The organism is Micromonospora sp. NPDC049051 (genome assembly GCF_043197575.1).
Classification (GTDB): Bacteria; Actinomycetota; Actinomycetes; order Mycobacteriales; family Micromonosporaceae; genus Micromonospora.
In genome coordinates, this window is record NZ_JBICTL010000001.1 from 735002 (window position 1) to 757971 (window position 22970).

The window sequence follows — 22970 nt, forward strand, 5'->3', positions numbered from 1 at the left end:
TGACCCACCCAGGCCGACCCACCAGTCTTGCACGCACCCGGGTGACGGCAGAAAATTCTGGTCACCTGGAGCAACCGGAGCGGCACTCGCAACGTCTAGCAAAGGGAACAACTGTCAGGAGGCAGCATGAGACACGTCCGGATCAGCAGCCGGCTGGTCGCCCTGGCAGTGGTCACCCTGGTCGGGGCCGGTGCGTGCACGTTCGATCCGCAGGCCGGCGGCGGCGGGGGCGGGGGACCTGTCGCGGCCGGGGCTGCGGAACGGGTAACGGGGGCGAGCGGTACGCCCGGGCCGGACCAGCGGGTGCGGCCCAGCACGGCGCCGCCGAAGCCCAGGGTCAAGCCGACTCGGGTCACGCCGGCACCGACGCGCCCCCCGGTGCAGCCGACGCGGCCCGCGACGAAACCCACCGCCCCGCCGTCCGTCGCCGCCGGCTGCCCGCAGGGCGAGCACCAGCGCGAGGTGGAGACGTACCTCGCCCGGCTGGGCGGGTTCGGGCGCGTGACCGTCGACGGCCGGCAGTCCGCCGCCGACTGCACCGCCATCAAGAAGTTCCAGAAGCGGTACGACATCCGCCCCGCCCACGGCCGCGCCGGGCCCACGACGTACGACGTGGCGAAGCGGCTCGCCACCACCGACACGGCGCGCTGCCGGGCCGGCTCGGGCACCACCTTCTGCATCGACCTGACCCGGCAGACCACCTGGGTCATGCGCAACGGCAAGGTGCTCGTGCCGCCGACGGTGACCCGCACGGGCATGCCCGGCTACCGCACCCCGGCCGGCACGTTCAAGATCAACTATCGCAACGTCAAGGAGTGGTCCGACCCGTACGAGGTGTGGCTGCCGTACTGGCAGCACTTCACCCAGGGGATGGGCTTCCACCAGACCACGACCTATCTGCACAACAAGTCGATCGGCTCGCACGGCTGCGTCAACCTGCTGCGCGCCGACGCCGTGCGCTACTGGGAGCTGGGCAAGGTCGGCAGCAAGGTGGTGCTGGTCGGGCGGCGTCCCGGCACCTGAGCCGCCCCGGCAGCACCGATAAGACGCACAAGTCGTCCGATCCGGGTTTCATCCCCTGTCACTCGCGGCATGACGGTGTCACGCTGGACGCCAGACGTCGAACCGGACGGGGAGGCTGGAGATGACGGTCGACCGTGAAGTGGTCCCGGAGCACAGTCCCGCGCACGACCGGTCGCCCGTCGAGGAGGTCTCCACCGCCACGATGGTCGCGTACGGCGTGGCAGCCGTGGTGCTCGTCGGCTGGTTCCTCTTCGGCTGGCTGGTGCTCGAACAGGGCTTCATCGACTCGGTCGGCGAGTCGGCCGGCGCCGGGTTCGCGCTGCTGCTGATCGTCTCCGTCGTCGGGACCGTACGCCGCAGCCGGCGCTGACCCGGCCCGCCCGCTCAGTCCTCCCGTACCGCCGCCGTGATCCGGTGCAGGGCGAAGGTGTGCAGCATCTCCGTCCGGTCGTCCTCGGCGCGCAGGTAGCCCGCGCCCAACGAGACCGGCCGCACGAGCCGGGACGCGGTCGCCCCGTGCGCGTCGACGTAGCCCACCCAGACCAGCGCCCGGTCCCGGACCGCCTGCTGGAGCACCGCGATGGCGTCACTGTGCGAGGGCACCGGAGCGGGACCCGTACGGCCGACTCCGCCCCGCACCACGGCCGGCGCCCGCCGGGCGGCCCGGGCCGCCGCGTCACCGCGCCGGATCTGCTCCACCACCCCCAACAGGCGGGGCATGGCCAACTTCGGGGTCGTCAACGGGTCGAGCGTCCTGGTCGTCACCGGCACCCGGGCCGGGGCCCGCCGGGTCTTCGGGCGGGCGAGCACCGCCGACCCGCTCGCGTCCTCCGGCACCGGCGCGTAGCCGGCGTCGCGCAGCGCCAGCAGCATCCGGCCCACCTGGTACGGGGTCGCCAGCACCGTCGGCGCCAGCCGGCGCAGCGCCAGCGGCTCCAGCCGCCGGTCGGCGAGCACCTCGGTCAGCAGCGCCTCGTCGTCGCTGCGCACGTACGCCCCGGCGGAGCCGACGCGCAGCCCGCCGTGCTTGCGCGCGACGTCGTCCACCAGGTACGTCAGCCCCTGCGGGACGGGGGTGCGGGAGCGCCGCCGGAACAGGGAGTGCAGGTCGTCGGCCGAGTAGCCGGCGTCCAGGGCCCGGCGGACGCTGGCCGGGGTGACCCGGTGCACGCTCGCCCCGCCGGCCGACTCGTGCTCCGCCACCACCTCCAGCTCGCCGGCGAGCGCCGGATCGGGCGGGCCGGGCACCACGACGGTCAGGTCCGCCTGTACGAGGAAGTGGTCCACCGGGGCGGGTAGCAGCGCGTCCAGCGCGCGTACGGCGCTGGTCGGGTCACCGCTCTCGGCGTCGGAACGCAACCCGAGCGGGTCGTCGCCGTGCTCGTCGGCCGCCGTCACGTCGGCGAGCAGCAGTCGCCCGTACGAGGTGAGCGCCCCCAGCCCCGTCACGCCCAGCGTGGCCGCCTCGGTCAGCACCTCGCGGTGCGCGGCCTCCCGCCCCCGGCTGCGCCGGGGCGCCCGCCAGTCGAGCAGGGCCAGCACCTCCTCGGGGGTGGGCCCGGTGGCCGGCTCCAGGCCGGCGAGGACCTCCAGCACGGCCCGTCGGGCGGCCGGCGCGCCGGCCCGTTCCGCCTCGGCGGAGAGCACCGTGATGGGCCGGTCCCGGTCGTCGCGCTGCCCGACCAGCCCGACCTGCCGGGTCATGGTCAGCCACGCGCGGGCGAGCTGCTCCCAGCGCTGCGCGAGCGTCCCGGCCCGCCACACCTCGTACCCGGCGGTGGGCAGCACCTGCTGATCCGCGCCGTGCCGCGTCGTGGTGGCCCCGGGCAGGTCGACCTCGCCGATGAGCCCGCCCGCGTACGCCGACTCCAGCAGCAGGGCCGCCGTCGGCTCGTCCACCCCGACGGCCTTGGCGAGCCGGCGCAGGTCACGGACGCCCAGGCCACCCGAGCGCAGCACCGGCGCCGGTTCGGCCGCCAACTGCTCCAGCAGCGCCTCCGTGTGGCGTACCACCTCCATGGTCTGCCCGGCCCCGGCCGAGTCGGCGGCCTTCGGCTCGCGCGGCGCGGTGGCCACCGCCGGCGGGCTGCTGCGCAGCGGACCGAGCGGGCCGCTGTCGCGACGCAGCAGCAGGCCGACCTCCCGGGGCAGCTCGACGGTGCCCGTGACGCCGGCCCGGCCGCCGGAGACCGGCACCAGCAGGTGGTGGTCGACGAGCCAGCGCACCGGCGAGCCGGTCGGCGCGCCGCCGTTGGTCGGGTCCGGCGGCAGGTCGTCCTCCGCGCCGAGCGCGGGCGCCCGCAACGCGCCCGCCGGCACGCTGCCGACCGGAGGTCCGGCGGCCAGCCGGTCGAGGATCGCCCGGGCCGAGGGCGGCGCGGCCAGCAGCGTCCGCCGCAGCTTCGCCGGGTCCGCGCAGAGCGCCGCCGTCCGCGCGTCCAGCTCCGCCGCCGGTCGACCCAGCCCCGCCGGGTACGGGGAGACCTCGTCGACGCTCGCCACCACGCGCAGGGCGTTCTCGGGGCCGTGCAGCACGAAGAGCGCGCGCAGCCGGTTCACGGCGGCGCGGACGGTGGTGGGGGCGGGTGGGTGCGGGCCGGCGGTCGCCATGGCCAGCACCGCGTCGGTGGAGGTGCTCTGGTCGACCGCGTCCCGGGTCAGCCGGGCGGCGTCCAGCATCAGCAGGGTGAACTCGTCCAGCGCGTCGAGGGCGCGGGCCACCGAGACCCGCGACTGGGCCCGGGTGGCGAGCGCGGAGACGTCGGCCGGTACGGGTACGACGAGGTCCGGCCGCAGCTGGAGGAGGGCGGCGAGCGACTCGTCGGGAAGCGACCGCAGATGGTCGGCGAGTGAGGTGGTCATCGTCGTTCCACGCTAGCCCGGCAGGGGGTCATCCCGCCCCTCGGACGTTCGGCTGGCCCGGGACCGGCGGGTACCTTCTCCGCATGGCAGCGCTGACGGTCGGCTTCGACCTCGACATGACCCTGGTCGACTCGCGTCCCGGCATCGCCGCCGCCTTCCGGGCGTTGACGGCCCGCACCGGGGTGCACGTGGACGCGGAGGCCGCCGTGTCGCGGCTGGGCCCGCCGCTGCGTACCGAGATCGCCCGCTGGTTCCCGCCGGAGCAGGTCGACGAGGCCGTCCGGACGTACCGCGAGCTGTATCCGGCGTACGCGATCACGCCCACGGTCCCGCTCCCCGGCGCCGTCGCCGCGCTCGACGCCGTACGCGAAAACGGAGGTCGCGTGCTGGTGGTGACCGCCAAGCACGGCCGCCTGGCCCGGCTGCACCTCGACCACCTCGGGATGGCGGTCGACGAGGTGGCCGGCGACCTGTTCGCGGAGGAGAAGGCGACCGCGCTGCGGCGGCACGGCGCGACCCACTACGTCGGCGACCACGTGGCCGACATGGCGGCCGCCGGGGCGGCGGGCGTCCCCGGCATCGCGGTCGCCACCGGCCCGTGCAGCGCCGACGAGCTGCGTGCGGCCGGGGCGGAGGTGGTGCTGGACGATCTCAGCGGATTCCCGGCGGCACTCGACGGCATGATCCGGCTAGCCTTGGAGAGGTAGACGTCTCAAGCTCAAGCGAAGCAGAGGTTCTCAGGTGCCGACGGGTCGAGTGAAGTGGTTTGACACGGCCAAGGGATACGGTTTTGTCACCAGCGACGAGGGTGGCGACGTGTTCCTGCCCAAGGGCGCGCTGCCGGCGGGTGTCACCGACCTCAAGGGCGGTCAGCGGATCGACTTCAGCGTGGTGGACAGCCGCCGGGGCGCGCAGGCGATGGGGGTCAAGCTGCTCGACGCCCCGCCGTCGATGGCGGAGCTGCGCCGCCGGCCGGCCGAGGAACTGCACGGCCTCGTCGAGGACATGATCAAGGTGCTGGAGGCGAAGGTCCAGCCGGACCTGCGCCGCGGTCGTTTCCCGGACCGCAAGACGGCGCAGAAGATCGCTCAGCTGGTCCACGCCGTCGCCAACGAGCTGGAGGTCTGAGGCACCAGCCCGGCGTCGGCGGCCCGGCCGAGCAACGCCTGTACGGCGGCGAACCCCGCGTCCCCCAGGTCGGCGGTGAACTCGTTGACGTAGAGCCCGATGTGCCGGTCCACCACGTCGGGCTCCATCTCCTGCGCGTGCGCCAGCACGTACTCCCGGCTGGCGGCCGGATCGGCCCAGGCCTGGCGCACGGACTCGCGGATCCACCCGGCGGCGGCCTGCGGATCGACCGCGCCGCGCCGGGCCAGGATGGCCCCGAGGGGGATGGGCAGGCCGGTGTCGGCCTCCCACCACTCGCCGAGGTCGACGAGGGCGGTCAGGCCGTGCCGCGGGTAGGTGAACCGGGCCTCGTGGATCACGAGACCGGCGTCGTACCGGCCGGCGGCGACGCCCGGCATGATCTCGTGGAACGGCACGACCTCGATCCGCGCCGGGGGCCGCTCGGCCGCCCACAACCGGAAGAGCAGGTACGCCGTGGTCCGGTCACCCGGCACCGCCACCGTGGCGCCACTCAGGTCGGCACGGCCGGAGCCGGCGGGCTGGCCGGGGTCGCCGTCTGGCTGGCCAGCGATGCTGGCGGGCTGGCCGGAGTCGGCGGGCCGGTCGCCGCGGGTCAGCACCAGCGGGCCGCAGCCACGCCCGAGCGCGCCTCCGCAGGGCAGCAGGTGGTAGTCGTCCAGGAGCCACGGCAGCGCCGCGTAACTCACCTTGACCAGGTCGAACGCCCCCCGCTCGGCGGCCGTGTTGGTCACGTCCACATCGGCGTACGTGACGTCGACCGGCGGGGCACCGGGCACGAGGCCGTGCACCAGCGCGTGGAAGACGAACGTGTCGTTGGGGCAGGGCGAGATAGCCAGCGAGAGCGCCACACCCTCACCGTATCGCCGCCGTGCGTGGGCTGTCGGACCGCGCCAGTCCCGGTGTGACCTGGATCCGCCGCCTCCCTGCTGCCCGCCTGCTTGCCCGCCCGCGTGCCTGCCGGACGGGAACGCCGCGTCCGTCGTTCTGTCTTCAGGCAGAGGTTGCCACACGTCTCCTGTCGAGCTGATGTCGTAAACGATTCACCGGGAGGACGCTTTCCTCTCCGGCCTCTCCGGCGCCGTCCGGGGTGCAGGCGTTCGAATCCGTTGGTGTCCCTCGCCGGAGGTTCGGCGACGGACCCGGGCACCGCACACGACCCGGCGTCCCCGGTACGGCGAGGCTGGGGCCACCGTCACTCGTGCCCTCGCCGCACCGTCACTCGTGCCCCCGTCGCACCGTCACTCGTGCCCCCGTCGCTTACGAGTGGGTGTCCGGGCGGCAGCGGTGCCTGATGTCGTAGACGATTCAGCTCGACAGCGTCGCGACAGGTTGCTGCCCCGTCTTCAGCGGGTTGTTCCGGTCGGCCGACAAGCCGGCGGGATCGGTCGGCCCCCGGTACCCACGTTGTCCACAGGTTTGTCCACAGGCGGGGGCAGGCTGTTGAGAACGTGACGTCACGCCGGGAGCATGATTCTCGTGGCAGAGCTGACGGATGCCGTCGATCTTGGCGCGACCCTGCGGGCCCTACGACGTCGAGCGGACCTGAGCCAACGCGAACTGGCCGAGCGATCAGGGGTGCCACAGGCGACCCTGGCCCGGATCGAGTCGGGCCGCGCGGCGGATCCGCGGTTCCGGACGGTGGAGCGGCTCGTTCGGGCCGCCGGTGGAGAAGTGGCAATCGGCCTGCTCCGCCCTGCCGGGACCGCCGCGACGGCTGAGGCGGACGGAGCCGTCACGACCGCCGGAGCCGTCCGAATCGCAGAGCGCGTCGGAGCCGTCCGAATCGCGGACCGGTTGCTTCCGGAGGTGCCGCACGATGCGCTCCGGGACGGAGCCGGGCGTCGCTACCCGGCTCACCTCGACGTCTGGGAGGTGAAGGAGCCGAAGGACTGGCCGGGTGCCTGGTGGGCGAACTGGTGCAATCTTCCCCCGGCACGTTGGCCGCTACCAGTGCCACCGGCCACGTACGAGCGGAATCGTCGCTACCGGGACCGGCGGCGACGTGCCGAGGAGATCCGGCGGACGGTACGGCTGCGTCGGGTGACGGGCGGCGGCCTGCCCGCGACCTCGTGGCGATTCGTCGCCGAACTGCCGGGTGGCGACCTGGTCGGTGAGCTTCGGGCCCACGAGCGCAGCCCGCACCTGATCGACGGCGCCGAGCCGGCCGAGGAGCGGGAGATCGTCTTCGACGGCGTACTCGTCGCGGAGGGCTGCCGGCGGCTGGGCATCGGGCGCCGGTTGCTGGCGATGCTCGCCGACGAGATGGGCCGCTCGGGCATCCGAAACGCCCACGCGATCGCCGAGGCCGCCGACGTCGATCTGCTGCTCGCCTGCGGGTGGGAGTTCAAGACGAGCCGACCGTGGGCCCTACGGCTCGACCGTCGGCCTTCGGCTGCGAACCGACCGTCGGGAGAGGCCGGGTGAGACAGGTGCTCAGGGCAGGTCGGTGAGGGCGGATCAGCTCGGGTCAGTCAGGGCGGTGAGGCGGGCGGGTTCAGGTCAGGGCCGCGGCGGCCGAGGTGAGGGCGGCCAGCGCCTCGCGCATGCGCCAGGCGTCGCGGTCGCGGGGGCCGATCGGATTCGAGACGGTACGCAGCTCCGCGAACGGGACACCGGCCTGGGCGGCGGCGACGGCGACGCCGTAGCCCTCCATGGCCTCGGCGACCGCGTCGGGGTGGCGTCGGCGTAGGGCATCGGTGCCGGCGGCGGTGCCGGTCACCGTGCTGACGGTCAGCACCGGGCCCACCGTCGCCGCCGGCAGCGCGGCGCACAGGGCGGCCAGCAGTCCCGGATCGGCGGCCAGCGTGGTGCCGGCACCGAGCCACTCGGGAGGCATGCCCAGCTCGTCCACCGGGAGGAAGCCCGCCGGCGACTCGGCGCCCAGGTCGGCGGCGACGGCCGCAGAACCCAGCACTGTCGCGCCGACCTCCACCCGGCCGGCGAAGCCGCCCGCCACGCCCGCGCTGACCACACCGAGGTACGGGCGTCCGGCCGCCTCGGCCAGCGCCAGCAGCCGAGCGGTGGTGGCCGCGGCTACGGCCGGGCCGACCCCCACCGGCAGCACCGCCGTCGACGGATCCGTCAGGCCCGCGCGGACCGCCTCGGCTTCGGCGGGCACCGCCGTGACCACCAGCAGGCCCGTCACGGCAGGGGCCCCTGCGGTTCCCGCCGGGTCTCGTCGTCCGCGCCGCCCGGCCCGCCGACCGCCGAGGACGGTCGGTAGATGTGGTAGCCCGGCGGGGCCAGGGCCGGGTCGTCCAGCGGCGAACTGCCCTGCGCCGGGGCGGGCGAGACGGGCGCCACCCCGGTCTCGGGAGCAGCCTCCGCCTCGGTGCGTGTGCCGGCACCGTTGCCCGTGCCAACCCCGGTGCGCGCGCCGGCCGTGGTGCTTGTGCCGGCCGTGGTGCTTGTGCCGGCCGTGGCGCCCGTGCCAGCGCCGCCGGCGGGCCCAGCCCCGCCGCCGGTGCCGTCGTCGGCACCGGCGGTCTCGTCGGCCAGTTCCTCGTCGGCGAGCGGGCGACCGGCCAGGCGCTCGGCGCGCAGACGGCCCGCCACCACCACGCCCCGCACGGCGGCCAGCGTGCCCGCCCCGGCGGCGACGGCGATCCCGATGCGGCCGTCGAAGGGTACGAGCCCCAGCCCGCCCCCGGCGACGAACGCGAGCATCAGCACCGTCTCGGAGTGGGCGAACGAGCTGGCCCGCAGCCGCTCCGGGATGCGCTCCTGGATCGAGGCGTCCACGGTGAGCTTGGCGATGCCGCTCATCAGCGCGGCCACCAGGCAGAGCAGGGCGACCATCGGCAGCGAGAACATCAGCGCGGCGAGTACCGCCACCCCGGCCACGATGATCATGCCGCTGGACTGGATCGCGACGGGTCGGTGGATGCGCAGCCGGGTGCCGATCGCGGTGGCGAGGAACGTGCCCACGGCCAGTGCCGCGCCGACGAGGCCCAGCGCCCCCTCGTCGCCCAGGTCCCGGCCGAAGACGACGGTGGTCAGGTCGCCCGCCTTGATCGCGAAGGCGAGGAAGAGCAGCAGGAAGCCGTACAGCCCGCGTAGCGTCGCGGCACCGATCAGGGTGGCGATCACGAGTCGGCCGGCCGGTCGCCCCCGGCCCAGCGGGCGGTCGCCGTTGCGCCGGCCGAGCGCCCGCAGCGGTCGGGGCACCCGCTCCGGCGGCTCGGAGTCGGCCTTCGGCGGCAGCCGCAGGGAGATCACCATGCCGACCAGGAAGATGATCGAGGCGACCCGGAGCGGCCACTGCGGCCCGAACCAGAAGGCGGCCAGCCCGATCGGGGCGACCAGGGCGCCGGCCACCGTGCCGTAGACGCTGGCCCGGGCCCCGATCTGGGACAGGCCCAGCCCTTCGGGCAGCAGCCGCGGGACGGCCGCCGAGCGGGCCACCCCGTAGGCGCGGGAGAGCGCCAGCACGCCGAAGGCAGCTGGATAGAGGCCGAAGCCGTGGATGTAGTCCGAGATCAGCCAGGCCAGGAAGGCCCGGCCGAGCATGGTGGTGGCCAGCGCGTACCGACGGCCGTGGCGGAAGTGGTCGAGCAGCGGGCCCACCACCGGGGCGAGCATGGCGAACGGCACCATGGTCACCAGGAGGTAGAGCGCGACCTTGCTGCGGGCCTCGCCGAGCGGGACGTTGAAGAAGATCGTCCCGGCGAGGCCGATGGCGATCAGCGTGTCGCCGGCGCAGGAGAGCGCGTGCAGGTCGAAGAGGCGGACCATGCCGACCTCGCCCCCTGCGCCCCGGGCGCGGGCCCGGCCCGCCCGGCGGGTCATCCAGCGCCCACCGCTGACCGAGCCACGGAACAGCAGGCGGACGGCCTTGATCCCGGTGCCGACGGTCCGCCCGAGTACGGACCGCCCGGAGCGGGAGAACAGCGGCATGCCCACCATCCTCGCCCATCCGGTCGGTCCGTGCCGCACCACTGTCCCAGAACGTCGTCGGCGGGTGCCTGTCGGTCTGCCGTACGCATGGGGAACAATGGTTGGGTGACCAGGCCTGCCTCCGCCCGTGCCGCTCGTCTCGACCAGGTCTGCGCCGCCGCCGTCGAGGTGGCCCGTGACGCCATCACCGAGGTCGACCCCTCGGACATCGGCGACCACCTGCAGGCCGTGGCGGAGGGCGACCGACTCGTCACGCACTACTTCGAGTGCCGGCTCGCTGGCTACCGGGGCTGGCGCTGGGCGGTCACCGTCACCCGGGTGCCGCGCAGCCGGCAGGTCACCATCTGCGAGACGGTGCTGCTGCCGGGCGCGGACGCGATGCTCGCCCCCGGCTGGCTGCCCTGGCAGGAACGGCTCAAGCCGGGCGACCTGGGCCCCGGTGACCTGCTGCCCACCCCGGCGGACGACGACCGGCTACAGCCCGGCTACCTGCTCTCCGACGACCCGGCGGTCGAGGAGACCGCCTGGGAGCTCGGCCTCGGGCGGGCCCGGGTGCTCTCCCGGGAGGGGCGCAGCGAGGCCGCCCAGCGCTGGTACGACGGCGACCACGGCCCGTCCGCCGCGATCTCGGCCGCCGCCCCCGCCGCCGCCCGCTGTGGGACCTGCGGCTTCTACCTGCCGCTCGCGGGTGCCCTGCGGCAGGCCTTCGGCGCCTGTGGCAACTTCTACGCCCCTGACGACGGTCGGGTGGTCAGCGCCGACCACGGCTGCGGCGCCCACTCGGAGACCCTGATCGAGGCCGCCGAGACCCCCGTCGACGAGATGCCGACGGTCTACGACGACAGCGCGGTGGAGCCCGTGGCGGTCAGCCGGGCGCCGGGTTCCGTCGAGGCATCGGAGCCGGCGGAGCCGTACGGCCACCCCTGAGCGGGCGCCTGACGCGGGCAGGTCGCGCCGGCTCGGTGTCGGCGCAGGTCAGCGGCCGGCGCGGCGGCGGCGCCGATTGGCGTCGTGCCGCATCATCACGGCGAGACCGGGGAAACCCCACAGGAAACCGGCCAGGCAGGTCCACAGCCAGTTCTGGTGACCGTGTGCGGTGAGCCAGTCGCGGAAGAAGATCAGTAGCACCAGCCCGGCGAGCGCCCACGCCGCCATCCCGGCGAGGGCGAACGGCACCATCGGCGGGTCGAGCGGCTCGGGCCGCGGGGGCTGCTCCTTCGGCACGCGGCAAGCGTACGCGATCAACTTTTCCTGGTGGCCGGTGATCTGCGACGATGCGCGCGACAACGGAAGATCACCTGCGAGGAACTGATGGCAGTAGCGCCGCCCGAGAACGGCACACCACCCGACCCAGCGCACCCCCGCAACGGATTTGACCGATTTTTCGAGATCTCCGCCCGCGGCTCGACGATGAGCCGTGAGGTACGCGGTGGCCTGGCGACCTTCTTCACGATGGCGTACATCGTGGTGCTCAACCCGCTCATCATCGGTGGTGCCGTCGACGGCGACGGCCAGAAGCTTCCCATTCCCGCCCTGGCGGCGGCTACCGCCTTGGTCGCCGGCCTGATGACCATCCTGATGGGTGTGGTCGGCCGGTTCCCGCTGGCGCTCGCCGCCGGCCTCGGCGTCAACGCGCTGGTCGCGTACGAGATCGCCCCGGAGATGACCTGGGCGGACGCGATGGGCCTCGTGGTGATCGAAGGTGTGATCATCGCGGTGCTGGTGCTGACCGGCCTGCGTACGGCGGTGTTCCGCTCGGTGCCGACGCAGATGAAGACGGCGATCGGCGTCGGCATCGGCCTCTTCCTGACCATCATCGGGCTGGTCGACGCCGGTTTCGTCCGCCGGGTGCCCGACTCCGAGAACACCACGGTCCCCGTCGGGCTGGGCATCGACGGCAGCCTCGGCAGCTGGCCGATGCTGGTCTTCGTGGTGGGTCTGCTGCTGACCATCGTGCTGCTGGTGCGCCGGGTCAAGGGCGCGATCCTGATCGGCATCCTCGGCTCCACCGTGTTGGCGATCGTCGTCGAGGCGTTGGTGAACGTGGGGCCGTCGTTCGTCGACGGCAAGCCGAACCCGAAGGGCTGGTCGCTCAACGTCCCCGAGTTGCCGAAGACCTGGATCGACGTGCCGGACCTGTCGCTGCTCGGCAACTTCAACGTGTTCGACTCGTGGAGCCGGGCCGGCTGGCTCGTGGTCCTCATGTTCGTCTTCACCCTGCTGATCACGGACTTCTTCGACACGATGGGCACGATGGTCGCGGTCGGCCAGGAGGGGAGCATGCTCGACGAGCGGGGCACCCCGCCGCGGGCGAAGGAGATCCTGCTGGTCGACTCGATCGCGGCGGCGGCCGGCGGTGCGGCGAGCACGTCGAGCAACACGTCGTACATCGAGAGCGCCGCCGGTGTGGCGGAGGGCGCCCGTACGGGCGTGGCCAACCTGGTCACCGGCGGGTTGTTCCTGCTGGCGATGTTCCTGGCGCCGCTGGTCGTGGTGGTGCCGTTCGAGGCGGCGTCGACCGCGCTGGTGGTGGTCGGCTTCCTGATGATGACCGCGGTGCGGACGATCGACTGGTCCGACTACGAGATCGCCATCCCGGCGTTCCTGACGATCGCGCTGATGCCCTTCACGTACTCGATCTCCAACGGCATCGGAGCCGGCCTCATCTCGTACGTGGTGGTGAAGCTCGCCAAGGGCAAGGCCCGGGAGATCCACCCGCTGCTGTACGGGGTGGCCGTCCTCTTCGTGCTCTACTTCCTGCGCGGGCCGATCGAGTCGATGATGCTCTGAGCACGTTCCGCTCCGGGCCGGTGACCGATTCGGGTGACCGGCCCGGAGCGGGGCGAACTTCTCGTGAGCGTGGTCATATAAGTGGTCGTTCGCCATGCTAATTAGTTAGGCTAACTATCGTGACGGAGCGGACGGTGACGGCGAAACGCGTGCCACCGGCGCAGCTCGCACCGCAGCTGCGCGATGCGATCACCAGGCTCAACCGACGGGTCCGCCAGGCCCGGCCGGTCGGCGACCTCACGGTCACCCAGCTCTCCGCGCTCACCAGCCTCCGGCTGGCGGGTGCGCTGACGCCCCGGGAACTGGCCGACGTGGAACGGGTACAGCCGCCCACGATGACCAGGATCGTCGCGAAGTTGGAGGAGCGCGGCCTCGTGCGCCGCACCCCCCATCCGACCGACGGCCGGCAGGTCATCCTGGCGGCGACCGAGGGCGGACAGGCGGTGCTCGACCAGTTCGAGCGGGTCCGCGACGAGTGGCTGGCCCGCCGGCTGGCCGAGCTGACCGAAGCCGAACGGGAGACCCTGCGGCAGGCGGCCGAGATCCTTCAGCAGGTCGCCCGCGCCTGACCCGCGCGTCGTGCCCCCGCGCCGTCCGACGTCGATGACGCGTACGACCGCGAGGAGGCGCACCTAGAGTGCAGGCGAAGCTGAGCACGATGTTCCAGTCCCTACAGGTCCGCAACTACCGGCTCTTCGCATCCGGGCAGCTGATCAAGCTGATCGGCGTCTGGATGATGTTCATCGCCCAGGACTGGCTGGTCCTCGAGCTCTCCGACAACTCCGCCACCGCCCTCGGCGTGGTCACCGCGCTCCAGTTCACCCCGGTGCTGCTGCTCACCCTGCTCTCCGGGCGGCTCGCCGACCGCTACGACAAGCGGATGCTGCTCTTCGCCGCGAACGCGTTCTGGACCGTGCTGGCGCTCGGCATGGCCCTGCTGGTGATCACCGGCCTCGTGCAGCTCTGGCACGTCTTCGCGTTCGCGGCCCTGCTCGGCGTCGCCAACGCCGTGGAGACCCCCGTCCGGCAGGCGTTCGTCTCCGAGCTGGTCGGCACGCCGCTGCTGCCGAACGCGCTCTCGCTCAACGCGGCCGTGTTCAACTCCGCCCGGATCGTCGGGCCGGCCGTCGCCGGCCTGGCCATCGCCGCCTTCGACGTCGGGCCGGTCTTCCTGTTCACCGCGCTCAGCTCGATCGCCCCGCTGGTCACCGTGATCCGGATGCGCCCCACCGAGCTGCACCGGGAGGCGCTGCCGCCGCGTGACGAGCGGGCGTCGGCCAAGGTCGTCGACGGCCTGCGCTACGTCTGGCGCCGGCCCGACCTGCTGCTGCCCATGGCGGTGATGTCGGTGATCGGCATGTCGCTGTTCAACTTCCAGCTCACCCTCGCCGCGCTGGCCAAGACCGTGTTCCAGACCGGTGCCGCCTCGTTCGGGCTGTTCAGCACCGCCCTGGCGGTCGGCGCGCTGGTCGGGGCGCTCGCCGGCACCGGGCGGCGCAGCCGCCCGTCGGTCTGGCTGGTGCTCGGCGCGGGGGTCGGCTGCGCCAGCTTCGGCACGCTGGTGGGGCTCGCCCCGGCGTACTGGATGGTGGTCACGCTGCTGCTGCCGACGGGCTTCTTCATGGTCTTCTTCGCCCAGGCGGCCAACCAGCGGGTCCAGCTCGGCACGGACGCCGCCTTCCGCGGCCGGGTGATGGCCCTGTGGGTGCTGGTCTTCCTCGGCACCAACCCGGTCGGGGCGCCGCTCATCGGCTGGGTCGCCGAGACCTACGGCGCCGGCGCCAGCATCTGGATCGGTGGGCTGATCTCGCTGGCCACCATCCTGGTCGCGCTCACCTGGCAGCTGCGCCGCTCCGGCGCCCGGCTGCGCTTCCGCATCCTGCCGATGCCGCGCTTCTACGTCACCTCCGCCGACTGCTGAACGCCCCGCGGCCCGGGTGGGACGAACCCGCCCCACCCGGCGGATGGCGTGGATGCCACGAAAGCGGTAGCGGTAAGGGGGAAAGAGGCTTAGCGTCGATACGTGGAGCCCGGTCGTGCGCTGCTGCTGATCCTGGCTTTCGTCGCCGTGGCCAGCCTGCCGGCGGTGATCGCCCTGGTCTTCTGCGCCGACGAGGTCATCGACCGGGTCGCCTGCGGCTACGCCGAGTGGCGCGAGCGCCGGCGGGAGCGGCGCACCATCGCCCGGCTGAACCGGGCCGTGGAGGCCGACGCGCTGACCCGCGACATCGACCTCGCCGGCCTCGACCGGCCCGACCGGCGCCCGCTGGAGGAACTCGCCGCCGACCTGCGCCGCCTGCGCGGCCAGGGCGTCGGCTCCGACGGCCGCCAGCTCGTCTGGCACGGCATGATCCTCCAGGCGTACGACGACCGGCTCCGACTGGCCTGCCGCGCCCTCGGGCTCACCGAGCACCTGGCCGAGCTGGTGGGCGTCGACCTGGAGCTGGAACGGGTCCGGGTGGAGGGCCTGCTGCACGCCGCCGGGCTGACCCTGCCCGCCGCGCGCGCCGGCCACCAGCAGCGTCACCGCTGAGGGGCGGCGCGTGAGGCTCTTCGTCGCGCTCTACCCGCCGCCCGAGGTGGTCGCGCACCTCGGCGCCCAGGTCGCCCGGCTGCGCGTCGGCGCGGCGGCCGCCGCCGGGATCAACGTCCGGCTCGCCGACCCGGCCGACGCGCACATCACCCTCGCCTTCCTGGGCGACGTGGAGGCGGACCGGCTGGTCGCCGTGGAGAGCGCGCTCGGCCTCGCTGGCGAGCGGTCGCGCGACGGTCGCCACGCCGCGCCCCGGCTCCGGCTCGCTGGCGGCGGGCGGTTCGGCCAGGACCGGTCCACCGTGCTCTGGGTCGACCTGCGGGGTGAGGTGGAGCCGGTCCTGATGCTGGCCCGACTGATCCGTTCCCGGCTGCGGCAGGCCGGCCTGCCGTACGACGAGAAGCCGTTCCGCCCGCACCTGACGATCGCCCGCCCCGGCGACCGGGTGTCCCCGCTCGACGTGGCGGCCGACGTGGCGGCCCTCGACAGCTACAAGGGCCCCCAGTGGTCGGCCGCCGAGATGGTGCTGATGCGCAGCCACCCCGGGCCCCGCCCCACCTACGAGCGCCTGGCCGCCTGGCCCGTCTGACCCGTCTGACCCGTCACCAGGCCCAGGCCTCCGGGCCCGGGCCCCCGTTGCCGACCGGCGGGAAGAGTTCGTCGAGGCGGGTGAGGGTGTCCTCGTCGAGCGCGACGGACAGGGCACCCAGGGAACGGTCGAGCTGGTCGGCGGTGCGCGGCCCGATGATCGGTGCGGTCACCCCGGGCCGCGACAGCAGCCAGCCGAGGGCCACGTCCGCCGGGTCGTGACCGAGGTCGCCGCAGAGCTTCTCGTACGCCTCGATGGTCGGCCGGTGCTCGGCGAGCGCGTCGGCGGACCGGCCGCTGGCGCCGCGTGCCGCCCCGCCCTCGGCCATCTTCCGCAGCACCCCGGCGAGCAGCCCGCCGTGCAGCGGCGACCACGGGATGATGCCCAGCCCGTGATGCTGCGCGGCGGGCACCACCTCGAGTTCGACGTGCCGGGTCATCAGGTTGTAGATGCACTGCTCCGAGACGAGGCCGAGGAAGTGGCGCTTCCCCGCCGCCTCCTGCGCCACGGAGATGTGCCAGCCGGCGAAGTTGGACGACCCGACGTAGAGCACCTTGCCCTGGGCGACCAGGGTCTCCATGGCCTGCCAGATCTCCTCCCACGGCGTGCTGCGGGAGACGTGGTGCATCTGGTAGAGGTCGATGGTGTCGGTCTGGAGGCGGCGCAGCGAGTCCTCGCAGGCCCGGACGATGTGCCGGGCGGAGAGGCCCTGCTCGTTGGGCCACTCGCCCATCTTGCCGTAGACCTTGGTGGCCAGCACCACCTTCTCCCGCCGGCCCCCGCCCTGGGCGAACCAGCGTCCGATGATCTGCTCGGTGATCCCCTCGCCGGTCTGCCAGCCGTAGACGTTGGCGGTGTCGAAGAAGTTGATCCCGTGTTCGAGAGCCCGGTCCATGATCGCGAAGCTGTCCGGCTCGGTGGTCTGCGGCCCGAAGTTCATCGTGCCGAGGCAGAGGCGGCTGACCGACAGGCCCGTACGGCCGAGATTCGTGTACTCCATGGGGCCACCCTGCCACGGCGGGACTCCGGGTGCCTCGCATGACTCCGGCGACGGGTCGTCGCCGGAGTCAGGCGGTCACGAGGACTCGCGGGCCGCCGGGCCGCTGCCGAACAGCACGTCGTCCCAGCTCGGCAGGCGCTTGCGCGGCTTGCCGCCGGCGTCGGCCGACTCGCCGGCCGCTGCCGCCGGCGCGCCCGTGCGTCGGGGCCGGAGCACCGCCAGCGACGGCACGGCCGGCACCTCCTTGGGCGCGTCCGAGTCGTCGTCGAACGCGGAACCCTGACCGCCGCCGAGCAGCGCCGCCGCCCCGCCGCCGACCGGCCGCTGCCGCGGCGTGTCCGACCCGGCCAGGGCGGCCGGGGTGCGGGGTTCGAGCCCGCGGCCCGAGGTCGAGCCGAGCGGACGGTCGAGGGAGGCGAGCAGGGCGTCGCGCCCGGCCCGGATCGGGTCGCGGCCCGGACGGGGTTCGGCCGCTGCCGGCAGGCCGTGACCGCCCCGGCTCGGCTCACCGCGCGACGGGCCGGGCAGCGCGTGGCCGCCCCGCTCCGGCGCCGGCTCCTGGCCGAGGATCGGGGTGGGCCGCTCGGCGCAGAGGTATTGCGCCATGTCGTCGTGTGGGGTGACCGCCTGCCGGGTCTTGTCGAGATCCCAGATCGCCTGCGCGGTCGCCTTGCCCGACGGCCAGGTCGCCACGATCCGCCAGGTGCCGTCGTCGCGGCGCCACGCGTCCCAGGAGATCTTCTCGGTGTCGATCCCGTGCTGGGCCAGCCGGCCGTTGACCACCTCGGCGAGCGGGGTGGGCTTCTCCGCGCCCTTGAGCCGGGTGCGGCGGGCGTGCTGGGCGAGCATGGCCCGCTCCTGGAGCACCGGGCCGGCGTAGCGCAGCACCCGGTCGACGGGCACGCCGGCGATCCGGGCGACGTCCTCGGCGGACTCGCCGGAGCGGATCTTCGCCTGGATGTCCCGTGGGGAGAGCGAGGGCACCGGGTCGGCGGAGGTCGCCGGGGCCACGGCGAGCGGCGGGGCGCCGGGCTCGGCGTGCAACGCGCCGGCGATCCGCTCGTCGATGGGCAGGGCGAGCAGGCGCCCGACCTCGTCGGCGAGCACCAGAGCCTGGCCGTCCTCGGAGAGGGCGACGAAGCGTACTGGGCGCATGCGTTGCCTCCGTCCCGCTTCGCTGGCCGTCACGCCACGAGCCGGCCACCCGGGCGTCCTCGCACCACCGTACGCGCATCTGTCCGCAGGTGGGGGATGCGACACCCGCATGTCGTGACTGAGCTGCGACGATGATCACGGTCGGTGGCCGCCGACGCGGCCGACGGCCACCGACCGTGACGGCGACTCAGAGTCGCTCGACCACGTAGTCGATCGATGCGGTCAGGGCCTCGACGTCGGCCGGCTCGACGGCTGGGAAGAGCGCGACGCGGAGCTGGTTGCGGCCCAGCTTCCGGTACGGCTCGGTGTCCACGATCCCGTTGGCGCGCAGCGCCTTCGCGACCGCGGTGGCGTCGACGGAGTCGGCGAAGTCGATGGTGGCGACCACGTTGGAGCGCAGCGCCGGGTCGGTGACGAACGGCGTCGCCACCTCGGAGCGCTCCGCCCAGCCGTACACGATCGCGGCGCTCTCGGCCGTGCGCTTGGCCGCCCACGCCAGGCCGCCCTGGGCGTTCATCCAGTCGGTCTGCTCGGCGGCCAGGAAGATCGTGGCCAGCGCCGGGGTGTTGTAGGTCTGCTCCAGCCGCGAGTTGTCGATCGCGGTGACCAGGTCGAAGAACGCGGGGATGTAACGGCCGGACGCCTTGATCTCGCCGGCCCGCTCCAGCGCGGCCGGGGACATCAGGGCCAGCCACAGGCCGCCGTCGGAGCCGAAGCACTTCTGCGGGGCGAAGTAGTAGACGTCGGTCTCGCCGACGTTGACGTCCAGGCCGCCGGCGCCGGAGGTGGCGTCGACCAGCAGCAGCGAGCCCGGGTCGGCGCCCGCCACCCGGCTGATCGGCACCGCGACGCCGGTCGAGGTCTCGTTGTGCGGGGTGGCGTAGACGTCCACCCCGGCCTCGGCGGTCAGGGTCGGCGCGCTGCCGGCCTCCGACTTGCGGATGGTGGGCTCGCCGAGGAACGGCGCGTCCTTGACGGACTTGGCGAACTTCGCGCCGAACTCGCCGAAGCTGGCGAACTGGGCCCGGTCCCGGACCAGGCCGAACGTCGCGACCTCCCAGAACGCCGTGGTGCCGCCGTTGCCCAGCACCACCTCGTAGCCCTCGGGGAGGGAGAAGAAGTCGCTGATGCCGCGGCGCAGCCGGGCCACCTGGTCACGGACGGTCTTCTGCCGGTGCGACGTGCCCAGGTAGCTGGTCGCCACGTCGGTGAGGGCGGAGACCGCCGCCGGACGGACCTTGGACGGCCCGCAGCCGAACCTCCCGTCGGCGGGCTTGAGGTCGTCGGGAATCCGGATGGTCGGTGCGTCAGCCACGGTTGTCGAGATCCTTCCGCATGGGCGAGGGCGGGCCCGGTGTTCAGGTGGGCGCGGATCGACGGCGGACGCGCGCTCAGGCGCACGACGCGGCCGGGACCCGGGCCCGGTCCGGCGACACTGCCGGCCTTCATCCTCCCACCCGGGCGGGCCGCTTCCACCGCTGGTCCCACGGCCGGTGGTGAGGCGTCCACCACAGCCCCGACCAGGGGCCGGAGACGTCATGCGCGCCGCACCGGTGTCGCACCCGCCCGCCCCGAAACGCGCGGAAGGGCCCCCTCCCTGCGCGCGAGGCGTCGGGAGGGGGCCCTTCCTTCCACGAACTCAGACGCCGTGCGGGATGGCGTCCCAACCCTCGACGTCGCTGGGCTTGCGGGTGCCCGGACCGACGTAGCGCGCCGACGGGCGGACCAGCCGCTGGAGCTTCTTCTGCTCCAGGATGTGCGCGCTCCAGCCGCCCATCCGGGCGCAGGTGAACATCGAGGTGAACATGTGCGCCGGCACCTCGGCGAAGTCCAGCACCACGGCCGACCAGAACTCGACGTTGGTGGCGAGCACCCGGTCCGGGCGGCGGGCCTGGAGCTCGGCCAGGGCGGCCTTCTCCAGCGCCTCGGCGATCTCGAAGCGCGGCGCGCCCAGCTCCTTGGCGGTGCGGCGGAGCACCCGGGCGCGCGGGTCCTCGGCGCGGTAGACGCGGTGGCCGAAGCCCATCAGCCGCTCACCCCGGTCGAGTACGCCCTTGACGTAGCCCTCGGCGTCGCCGCTGCGCTCGACCGCCTCCAGCATGCTGAGCACGCGGGACGGCGCGCCGCCGTGCAGCGGGCCGGAGAGGGCGCCGATGCCGGAGGAGATGCAGGCCGCGGCGTCCGCGCCGGTGGAGGCGACGATGCGGGCGGTGAAGGTGGAGGCGTTCAGGCCGTGCTCGGCGGCCGAGATGAAGTAGGCGTCGACGGCCTTCACGTGCCGGGGGTCGGGCTCGCCCCGCCAGCGCTTCATGAAGCGCTCGACGATGGTGGACGCCTTGTCGATCTCCTTCTGCGGCACGGCCGGCAGGCCCAGGCCGCGCGCCGACTGGGCGACGAAGGAGAGCGCGGTGACCGACACCCGGGCGAGGTCCTCGCGGGCCTGCTCGTCGGAGATGTCGAGCAGTTGGTTGAGACCCCAGTACGGGGCCAGCATCGCGACCGCGGACTGCACGTCCACCCGGATGTCGCCGGAGTGCACCGGCACCGGGAACGGCTCGGCCGGCGGCAGGCCCGGGCCGAACCGCCCGTCGACCAGCAGCGCCCACACGTTGCCGAAGGAGACCTGGCCGATCAGATCCTCGATGTCGACCCCGCGATAGCGCAGCGCGCCGCCCTCGCGGTCGGGTTCGGCGATCTCGGTCTCGAAAGCCACGACGCCCTCGAGTCCGGGTTTGAAATCGGCCATGTCGCTCTCCTGGATCTGCTCGGCGCGCCCGCCCCGGGCTCCGGACCCGGCCCAGCCGGGCGAACACCTTAGGCGACCCTCAGGTAAGTGTTCGTGACATCTTGCCTGCTGGGTAACCGGATCCGCGACCCACCGGGACTGTGCCGCACACGACATCCCCGGTTCGGGTGGGCCGGATCGCGTCGGTGACACTGTGCGGTGCGGTGCGCTCTGGCCTGCGTCGCAGCAGGTCGACCGGACCGACGAAGAGGAGGGGGAACGTGACGGGGGACACAGCCCGACCGGCGTCGATGCGTAACGAGTACGCCTCGGAGCTGGGCCTTTCCGAGGCGGACCTGGCCGCCGACTGGCACGGCCAGTTCGCCCGCTGGTTCGCCGACGCGGTCGCCGCCGGGCTGCCCGAACCGAACGCGATGGTGGTGGGCACCGCCGACGCCGCGGGCCGCCCGAGCGCCCGGACCGTGCTGCTGAAGGGGTACGACCCCGACGGCTTCGTCTTCTTCACCAACTACGAGTCCCGCAAGGGCGCCGAGGCGGCCGTCAACCCGTACGTGAGCCTCGTCTTCCCGTGGTTCGCGATGCACCGGCAGGTGGTGGTGGCCGGCCGGGCCGAGCGGGTCGACCGGGCGGAGACGGAGGCGTACTTCGCCAGCCGGCCGCGCGGCTCCCAGCTCGGCGCCTGGGCCAGCACCCAGTCCCGGGTGATCCCCGACCGGGCCGTGCTGGACGAGGCGTACGGGGCGGCGGCGGAGCGCTTCGCCGAGGTCGAGCCGATCCCCGCGCCGCCGCACTGGGGCGGGCTGCGGGTGCGGCCGGAGTCGGTGGAGTTCTGGCAGGGGCGGGTCAGCCGACTGCACGACCGGCTGCGGTTCCGGCTCACCGGCGCCGGGGAGTGGGCAGTCGAGCGGCTGGCGCCGTGACCCAGCTCAAGAGCCCCCGGCCGGGCCGGCTGCGCAGCTTCGCGATCGACGTGCGCCCGCTGGCCGTGCCGGCGTACCGGCGGATGTGGCTGGGCAACGGCATCGCGATGTTCGGCATCCAGCTCACGGCGGTCGCCGTGCCGGTGGAGATGTACGCGCTGACCGAGAACTCCCTCTGGGTCGGCCTGATCGGGATCGCGGCGTTCGTACCGCTGCTGGTCTTCGGGCTCTGGGGCGGCGCGGTGGCCGACGCGTACGACCGGCGCAAGGTGCTGCTGGCGACCGCCGTGGTGCTCTGGGTCGCCACGTTGGGCCTGGCGGTGCAGGCGGTGCTCGGCGTCGGCAGCCCGCTGCTGCTGCTCGTCCTGGTGGCGGTGCAGTCGGTCGCCTTCGCGATCAGCTCGCCCACCCGCAACGCGATCCTGCCGAGGCTGGTGCCGGCGGACCTGGTGCCGGCGGCGACCACGCTGAACTTCACCACCTACACGGCGGCCTCGGTGTTCGGCCCGCTGGCCGCCGGCCTGATCTTCGCCTGGTGGGGCACGGACCTCGGCCTGCCGATCGCCTACGCGGCCGACGCGGTGCTCTACCTGGTGGCCGTCTGGGCGACCGTGAAGCTGCCGGCCATGCCGCCGGAACCCGATCCGGACGCGGCCCCGGACGCCGTCCCGCGGCGGGCCGGGCTGGCCAGCATCGTCGACGGGCTGCGCTACCTGGCGACCACGCCGGTGCTGCTGCTCTCCTTCGTGATCGACCTGATCGCCATGGTGCTGGCGATGCCCCGGGCGCTCTTCCCGGAGATCGCCGAGTCCCGGTTCGGCGGCGGCGCGGCGGTCGGCTGGCTCTACAGCGCGATCGCGGCGGGCGCGATGCTCGGCGGGCTGACCTCCGGCTGGATCGGGCGGCTGCGCCGGCAGGGGCTGGTGCTGGTGGTGGCGGTGGTCGGCTGGGGGCTGGCCATCGCGGCGGCCGGGCTCGCCGGCCAGCTCTGGCTGATGGTGCTGCTGCTCGCGGTGGCCGGGGCGGCCGATCTGGTCAGCGCGGTGCTGCGGCAGTCGATGCTGCTGGTCTACGCGCCGGACCGGATGCGTGGGCGGCTCATGGGCGTCAACACGGTGGTCATCGCCGGCGGCCCGCGCTTGGGCGACCTGCGCGCCGGTGCGGTGGCGGCCGGCCTCGGCGGTGGCGTCGCCTGGGTCAGCGGCGGGTTGATCTCGGCGGCGCTCGCGGTGCTGCTCGCGGTGGCGTTCCCGGCGCTGCTGCGCTACCGGGCGGCGACCTCGGCGGACGGTGACCGAGCGTGACCG

General features: G+C 73.7%; 21 protein-coding genes and 2 pseudogenes. 14 read left to right on the forward strand and 9 right to left on the reverse strand.

The window, feature by feature from the left end; all coding sequences use genetic code 11:
• Positions 1-126: 126 nt before the first annotated feature.
• Complete coding sequence (locus ACGFIR_RS03540) at positions 127-1023, forward strand: L,D-transpeptidase family protein (protein WP_393000724.1); 897 nt, start codon at positions 127-129, stop codon at positions 1021-1023.
• Positions 1024-1144: 121 nt separating this feature from the next.
• Positions 1145-1393, forward strand: a complete 249-nt coding sequence (locus tag ACGFIR_RS03545; protein WP_393000722.1) for a hypothetical protein — start codon at positions 1145-1147, stop codon at positions 1391-1393.
• Between the two features lie 14 nt (positions 1394-1407).
• On the opposite strand, the gene ACGFIR_RS03550 is transcribed toward ACGFIR_RS03545, so the two are convergent.
• The gene (locus ACGFIR_RS03550) at positions 1408-3885 is read right to left on the reverse strand and encodes a helicase-associated domain-containing protein (RefSeq protein WP_393142998.1); all 2478 of its coding nucleotides are present in this window, start codon (positions 3883-3885) and stop codon (positions 1408-1410) included.
• Positions 3886-3968: 83 nt separating this feature from the next.
• Between ACGFIR_RS03550 and ACGFIR_RS03555 the strand changes: the two genes are divergently transcribed.
• Together ACGFIR_RS03555 and ACGFIR_RS03560 are read left to right on the forward strand one after the other, a co-directional pair.
• Positions 3969-4592, forward strand: a complete 624-nt coding sequence (locus ACGFIR_RS03555; protein ID WP_393000718.1) for an HAD family hydrolase — start codon at positions 3969-3971, stop codon at positions 4590-4592.
• A gap of 34 nt (positions 4593-4626) precedes the next feature.
• Positions 4627-5013, forward strand: coding sequence for a cold-shock protein (locus ACGFIR_RS03560; protein ID WP_393000716.1), 387 nt, complete (start codon positions 4627-4629; stop codon positions 5011-5013).
• On the opposite strand, the gene ACGFIR_RS03565 is transcribed toward ACGFIR_RS03560, so the two are convergent.
• Positions 4974-5882 (reverse strand): 1,4-dihydroxy-6-naphthoate synthase, encoded by a 909-nt coding sequence (locus tag ACGFIR_RS03565; protein WP_393143000.1) that lies wholly within the window; start codon positions 5880-5882, stop codon positions 4974-4976. The genes ACGFIR_RS03560 and ACGFIR_RS03565 overlap by 40 nt on opposite strands.
• 619 nt (positions 5883-6501) lie before the next feature.
• On the opposite strand from ACGFIR_RS03565, the pseudogene ACGFIR_RS03570 reads away from it, so the two are divergent.
• Both ACGFIR_RS03570 and ACGFIR_RS03575 read left to right on the forward strand, forming a co-directional pair.
• Positions 6502-6639 (forward strand): annotated as a pseudogene (locus tag ACGFIR_RS03570) (helix-turn-helix domain-containing protein); the annotation flags it as partial.
• A gap of 201 nt (positions 6640-6840) precedes the next feature.
• On the forward strand, positions 6841-7458 hold the full coding sequence (locus ACGFIR_RS03575; protein ID WP_393143746.1) for a GNAT family N-acetyltransferase: 618 nt from the start codon (positions 6841-6843) through the stop codon (positions 7456-7458).
• A 70-nt stretch (positions 7459-7528) separates the two neighbouring features.
• On the opposite strand, the gene ACGFIR_RS03580 is transcribed toward ACGFIR_RS03575, so the two are convergent.
• Both ACGFIR_RS03580 and ACGFIR_RS03585 read right to left on the reverse strand, forming a co-directional pair.
• Positions 7529-8179 carry a futalosine hydrolase gene (locus ACGFIR_RS03580; protein WP_393143002.1) on the reverse strand — a complete coding sequence of 217 codons (651 nt, stop codon included), beginning with the start codon at positions 8177-8179 and terminating at the stop codon, positions 7529-7531.
• Positions 8180-8469: 290 nt separating this feature from the next.
• Positions 8470-9930, reverse strand: a pseudogene (locus ACGFIR_RS03585) (MFS transporter); the annotation flags it as partial.
• A gap of 87 nt (positions 9931-10017) precedes the next feature.
• Here ACGFIR_RS03585 and ACGFIR_RS03590 point away from each other — a divergent pair.
• Positions 10018-10857 carry a DUF3027 domain-containing protein gene (locus tag ACGFIR_RS03590; protein ID WP_393000711.1) on the forward strand — a complete coding sequence of 280 codons (840 nt, stop codon included), beginning with the start codon at positions 10018-10020 and terminating at the stop codon, positions 10855-10857.
• A gap of 48 nt (positions 10858-10905) precedes the next feature.
• Here the strand turns inward: ACGFIR_RS03590 and ACGFIR_RS03595 are convergent, their stop codons facing one another.
• Positions 10906-11154 carry a DUF2530 domain-containing protein gene (locus ACGFIR_RS03595; protein WP_393000709.1) on the reverse strand — a complete coding sequence of 83 codons (249 nt, stop codon included), beginning with the start codon at positions 11152-11154 and terminating at the stop codon, positions 10906-10908.
• 87 nt (positions 11155-11241) lie between these two features.
• On the opposite strand from ACGFIR_RS03595, the gene ACGFIR_RS03600 reads away from it, so the two are divergent.
• The 5 genes from ACGFIR_RS03600 to thpR all read left to right on the forward strand — a co-directional run bounded on the left by ACGFIR_RS03600 (position 11242) and on the right by thpR (position 15842).
• Positions 11242-12720 (forward strand): NCS2 family permease, encoded by a 1479-nt coding sequence (locus ACGFIR_RS03600; protein WP_393000707.1) that lies wholly within the window; start codon positions 11242-11244, stop codon positions 12718-12720.
• Positions 12721-12839: 119 nt separating this feature from the next.
• On the forward strand, positions 12840-13289 hold the full coding sequence (locus ACGFIR_RS03605; protein ID WP_393000705.1) for a MarR family winged helix-turn-helix transcriptional regulator: 450 nt from the start codon (positions 12840-12842) through the stop codon (positions 13287-13289).
• A 68-nt stretch (positions 13290-13357) separates the two neighbouring features.
• Positions 13358-14641 (forward strand): MFS transporter, encoded by a 1284-nt coding sequence (locus tag ACGFIR_RS03610; RefSeq protein WP_393000703.1) that lies wholly within the window; start codon positions 13358-13360, stop codon positions 14639-14641.
• Between the two features lie 102 nt (positions 14642-14743).
• Positions 14744-15253, forward strand: coding sequence for a hypothetical protein (locus ACGFIR_RS03615; RefSeq protein WP_393000701.1), 510 nt, complete (start codon positions 14744-14746; stop codon positions 15251-15253).
• A 10-nt stretch (positions 15254-15263) separates the two neighbouring features.
• A complete protein-coding gene (gene thpR / locus ACGFIR_RS03620; protein ID WP_393000699.1) occupies positions 15264-15842 on the forward strand; it encodes an RNA 2',3'-cyclic phosphodiesterase in 579 nt (192 codons plus the stop codon).
• Between the two features lie 13 nt (positions 15843-15855).
• Here thpR and ACGFIR_RS03625 read toward each other — a convergent pair whose 3' ends face one another.
• The 4 genes from ACGFIR_RS03625 to ACGFIR_RS03640 all read right to left on the reverse strand — a co-directional run bounded on the left by ACGFIR_RS03625 (position 15856) and on the right by ACGFIR_RS03640 (position 20743).
• Positions 15856-16842: an aldo/keto reductase gene (locus ACGFIR_RS03625; protein WP_393000697.1), complete on the reverse strand. Its 987-nt coding sequence runs from the start codon at positions 16840-16842 to the stop codon at positions 15856-15858.
• 75 nt (positions 16843-16917) lie between these two features.
• Positions 16918-17997 carry a septation protein SepH gene (gene sepH, locus ACGFIR_RS03630; RefSeq protein ID WP_393143004.1) on the reverse strand — a complete coding sequence of 360 codons (1080 nt, stop codon included), beginning with the start codon at positions 17995-17997 and terminating at the stop codon, positions 16918-16920.
• A 187-nt stretch (positions 17998-18184) separates the two neighbouring features.
• Positions 18185-19312 (reverse strand): phosphoserine transaminase, encoded by a 1128-nt coding sequence (gene serC / locus ACGFIR_RS03635; protein ID WP_393143005.1) that lies wholly within the window; start codon positions 19310-19312, stop codon positions 18185-18187.
• A 324-nt stretch (positions 19313-19636) separates the two neighbouring features.
• Entirely contained in the window at positions 19637-20743 is a 1107-nt protein-coding gene (locus ACGFIR_RS03640; RefSeq protein ID WP_089002315.1) for a citrate synthase 2, read from the reverse strand.
• A 290-nt stretch (positions 20744-21033) separates the two neighbouring features.
• On the opposite strand from ACGFIR_RS03640, the gene pdxH reads away from it, so the two are divergent.
• Positions 21034-21663, forward strand: coding sequence for a pyridoxamine 5'-phosphate oxidase (gene pdxH / locus ACGFIR_RS03645; RefSeq protein WP_393001385.1), 630 nt, complete (start codon positions 21034-21036; stop codon positions 21661-21663).
• Positions 21660-22967 (forward strand): MFS transporter, encoded by a 1308-nt coding sequence (locus ACGFIR_RS03650; RefSeq protein WP_393000691.1) that lies wholly within the window; start codon positions 21660-21662, stop codon positions 22965-22967. Before pdxH ends, ACGFIR_RS03650 begins: the two co-directional genes overlap by 4 nt.
• Positions 22968-22970 lie beyond the last annotated feature (3 nt).

Excerpts from the sequence above, each read along its gene's own strand:
- ACGFIR_RS03590 (WP_393000711.1), top strand. The coding sequence starts at position 10,018 with ATGGGGAACAATGGTTGGGTGACCAGGCCTGCCTCCGCCCGTGCCGCT.
- ACGFIR_RS03625 (WP_393000697.1), bottom strand. The coding sequence starts at position 16,842 with ATGGAGTACACGAATCTCGGCCGTACGGGCCTGTCGGTCAGCCGCCTC.
- ACGFIR_RS03555 (WP_393000718.1), top strand. The coding sequence starts at position 3,969 with ATGGCAGCGCTGACGGTCGGCTTCGACCTCGACATGACCCTGGTCGAC.
- ACGFIR_RS03640 (WP_089002315.1), bottom strand. The coding sequence starts at position 20,743 with ATGGCCGATTTCAAACCCGGACTCGAGGGCGTCGTGGCTTTCGAGACC.
- ACGFIR_RS03550 (WP_393142998.1), bottom strand. The coding sequence starts at position 3,885 with ATGACCACCTCACTCGCCGACCATCTGCGGTCGCTTCCCGACGAGTCG.
- ACGFIR_RS03540 (WP_393000724.1), top strand. The coding sequence starts at position 127 with ATGAGACACGTCCGGATCAGCAGCCGGCTGGTCGCCCTGGCAGTGGTC.
- ACGFIR_RS03600 (WP_393000707.1), top strand. The coding sequence starts at position 11,242 with ATGGCAGTAGCGCCGCCCGAGAACGGCACACCACCCGACCCAGCGCAC.
- ACGFIR_RS03545 (WP_393000722.1), top strand. The coding sequence starts at position 1,145 with ATGACGGTCGACCGTGAAGTGGTCCCGGAGCACAGTCCCGCGCACGAC.
- pdxH (WP_393001385.1), top strand. The coding sequence starts at position 21,034 with ATGCGTAACGAGTACGCCTCGGAGCTGGGCCTTTCCGAGGCGGACCTG.
- sepH (WP_393143004.1), bottom strand. The coding sequence starts at position 17,997 with ATGCGCCCAGTACGCTTCGTCGCCCTCTCCGAGGACGGCCAGGCTCTG.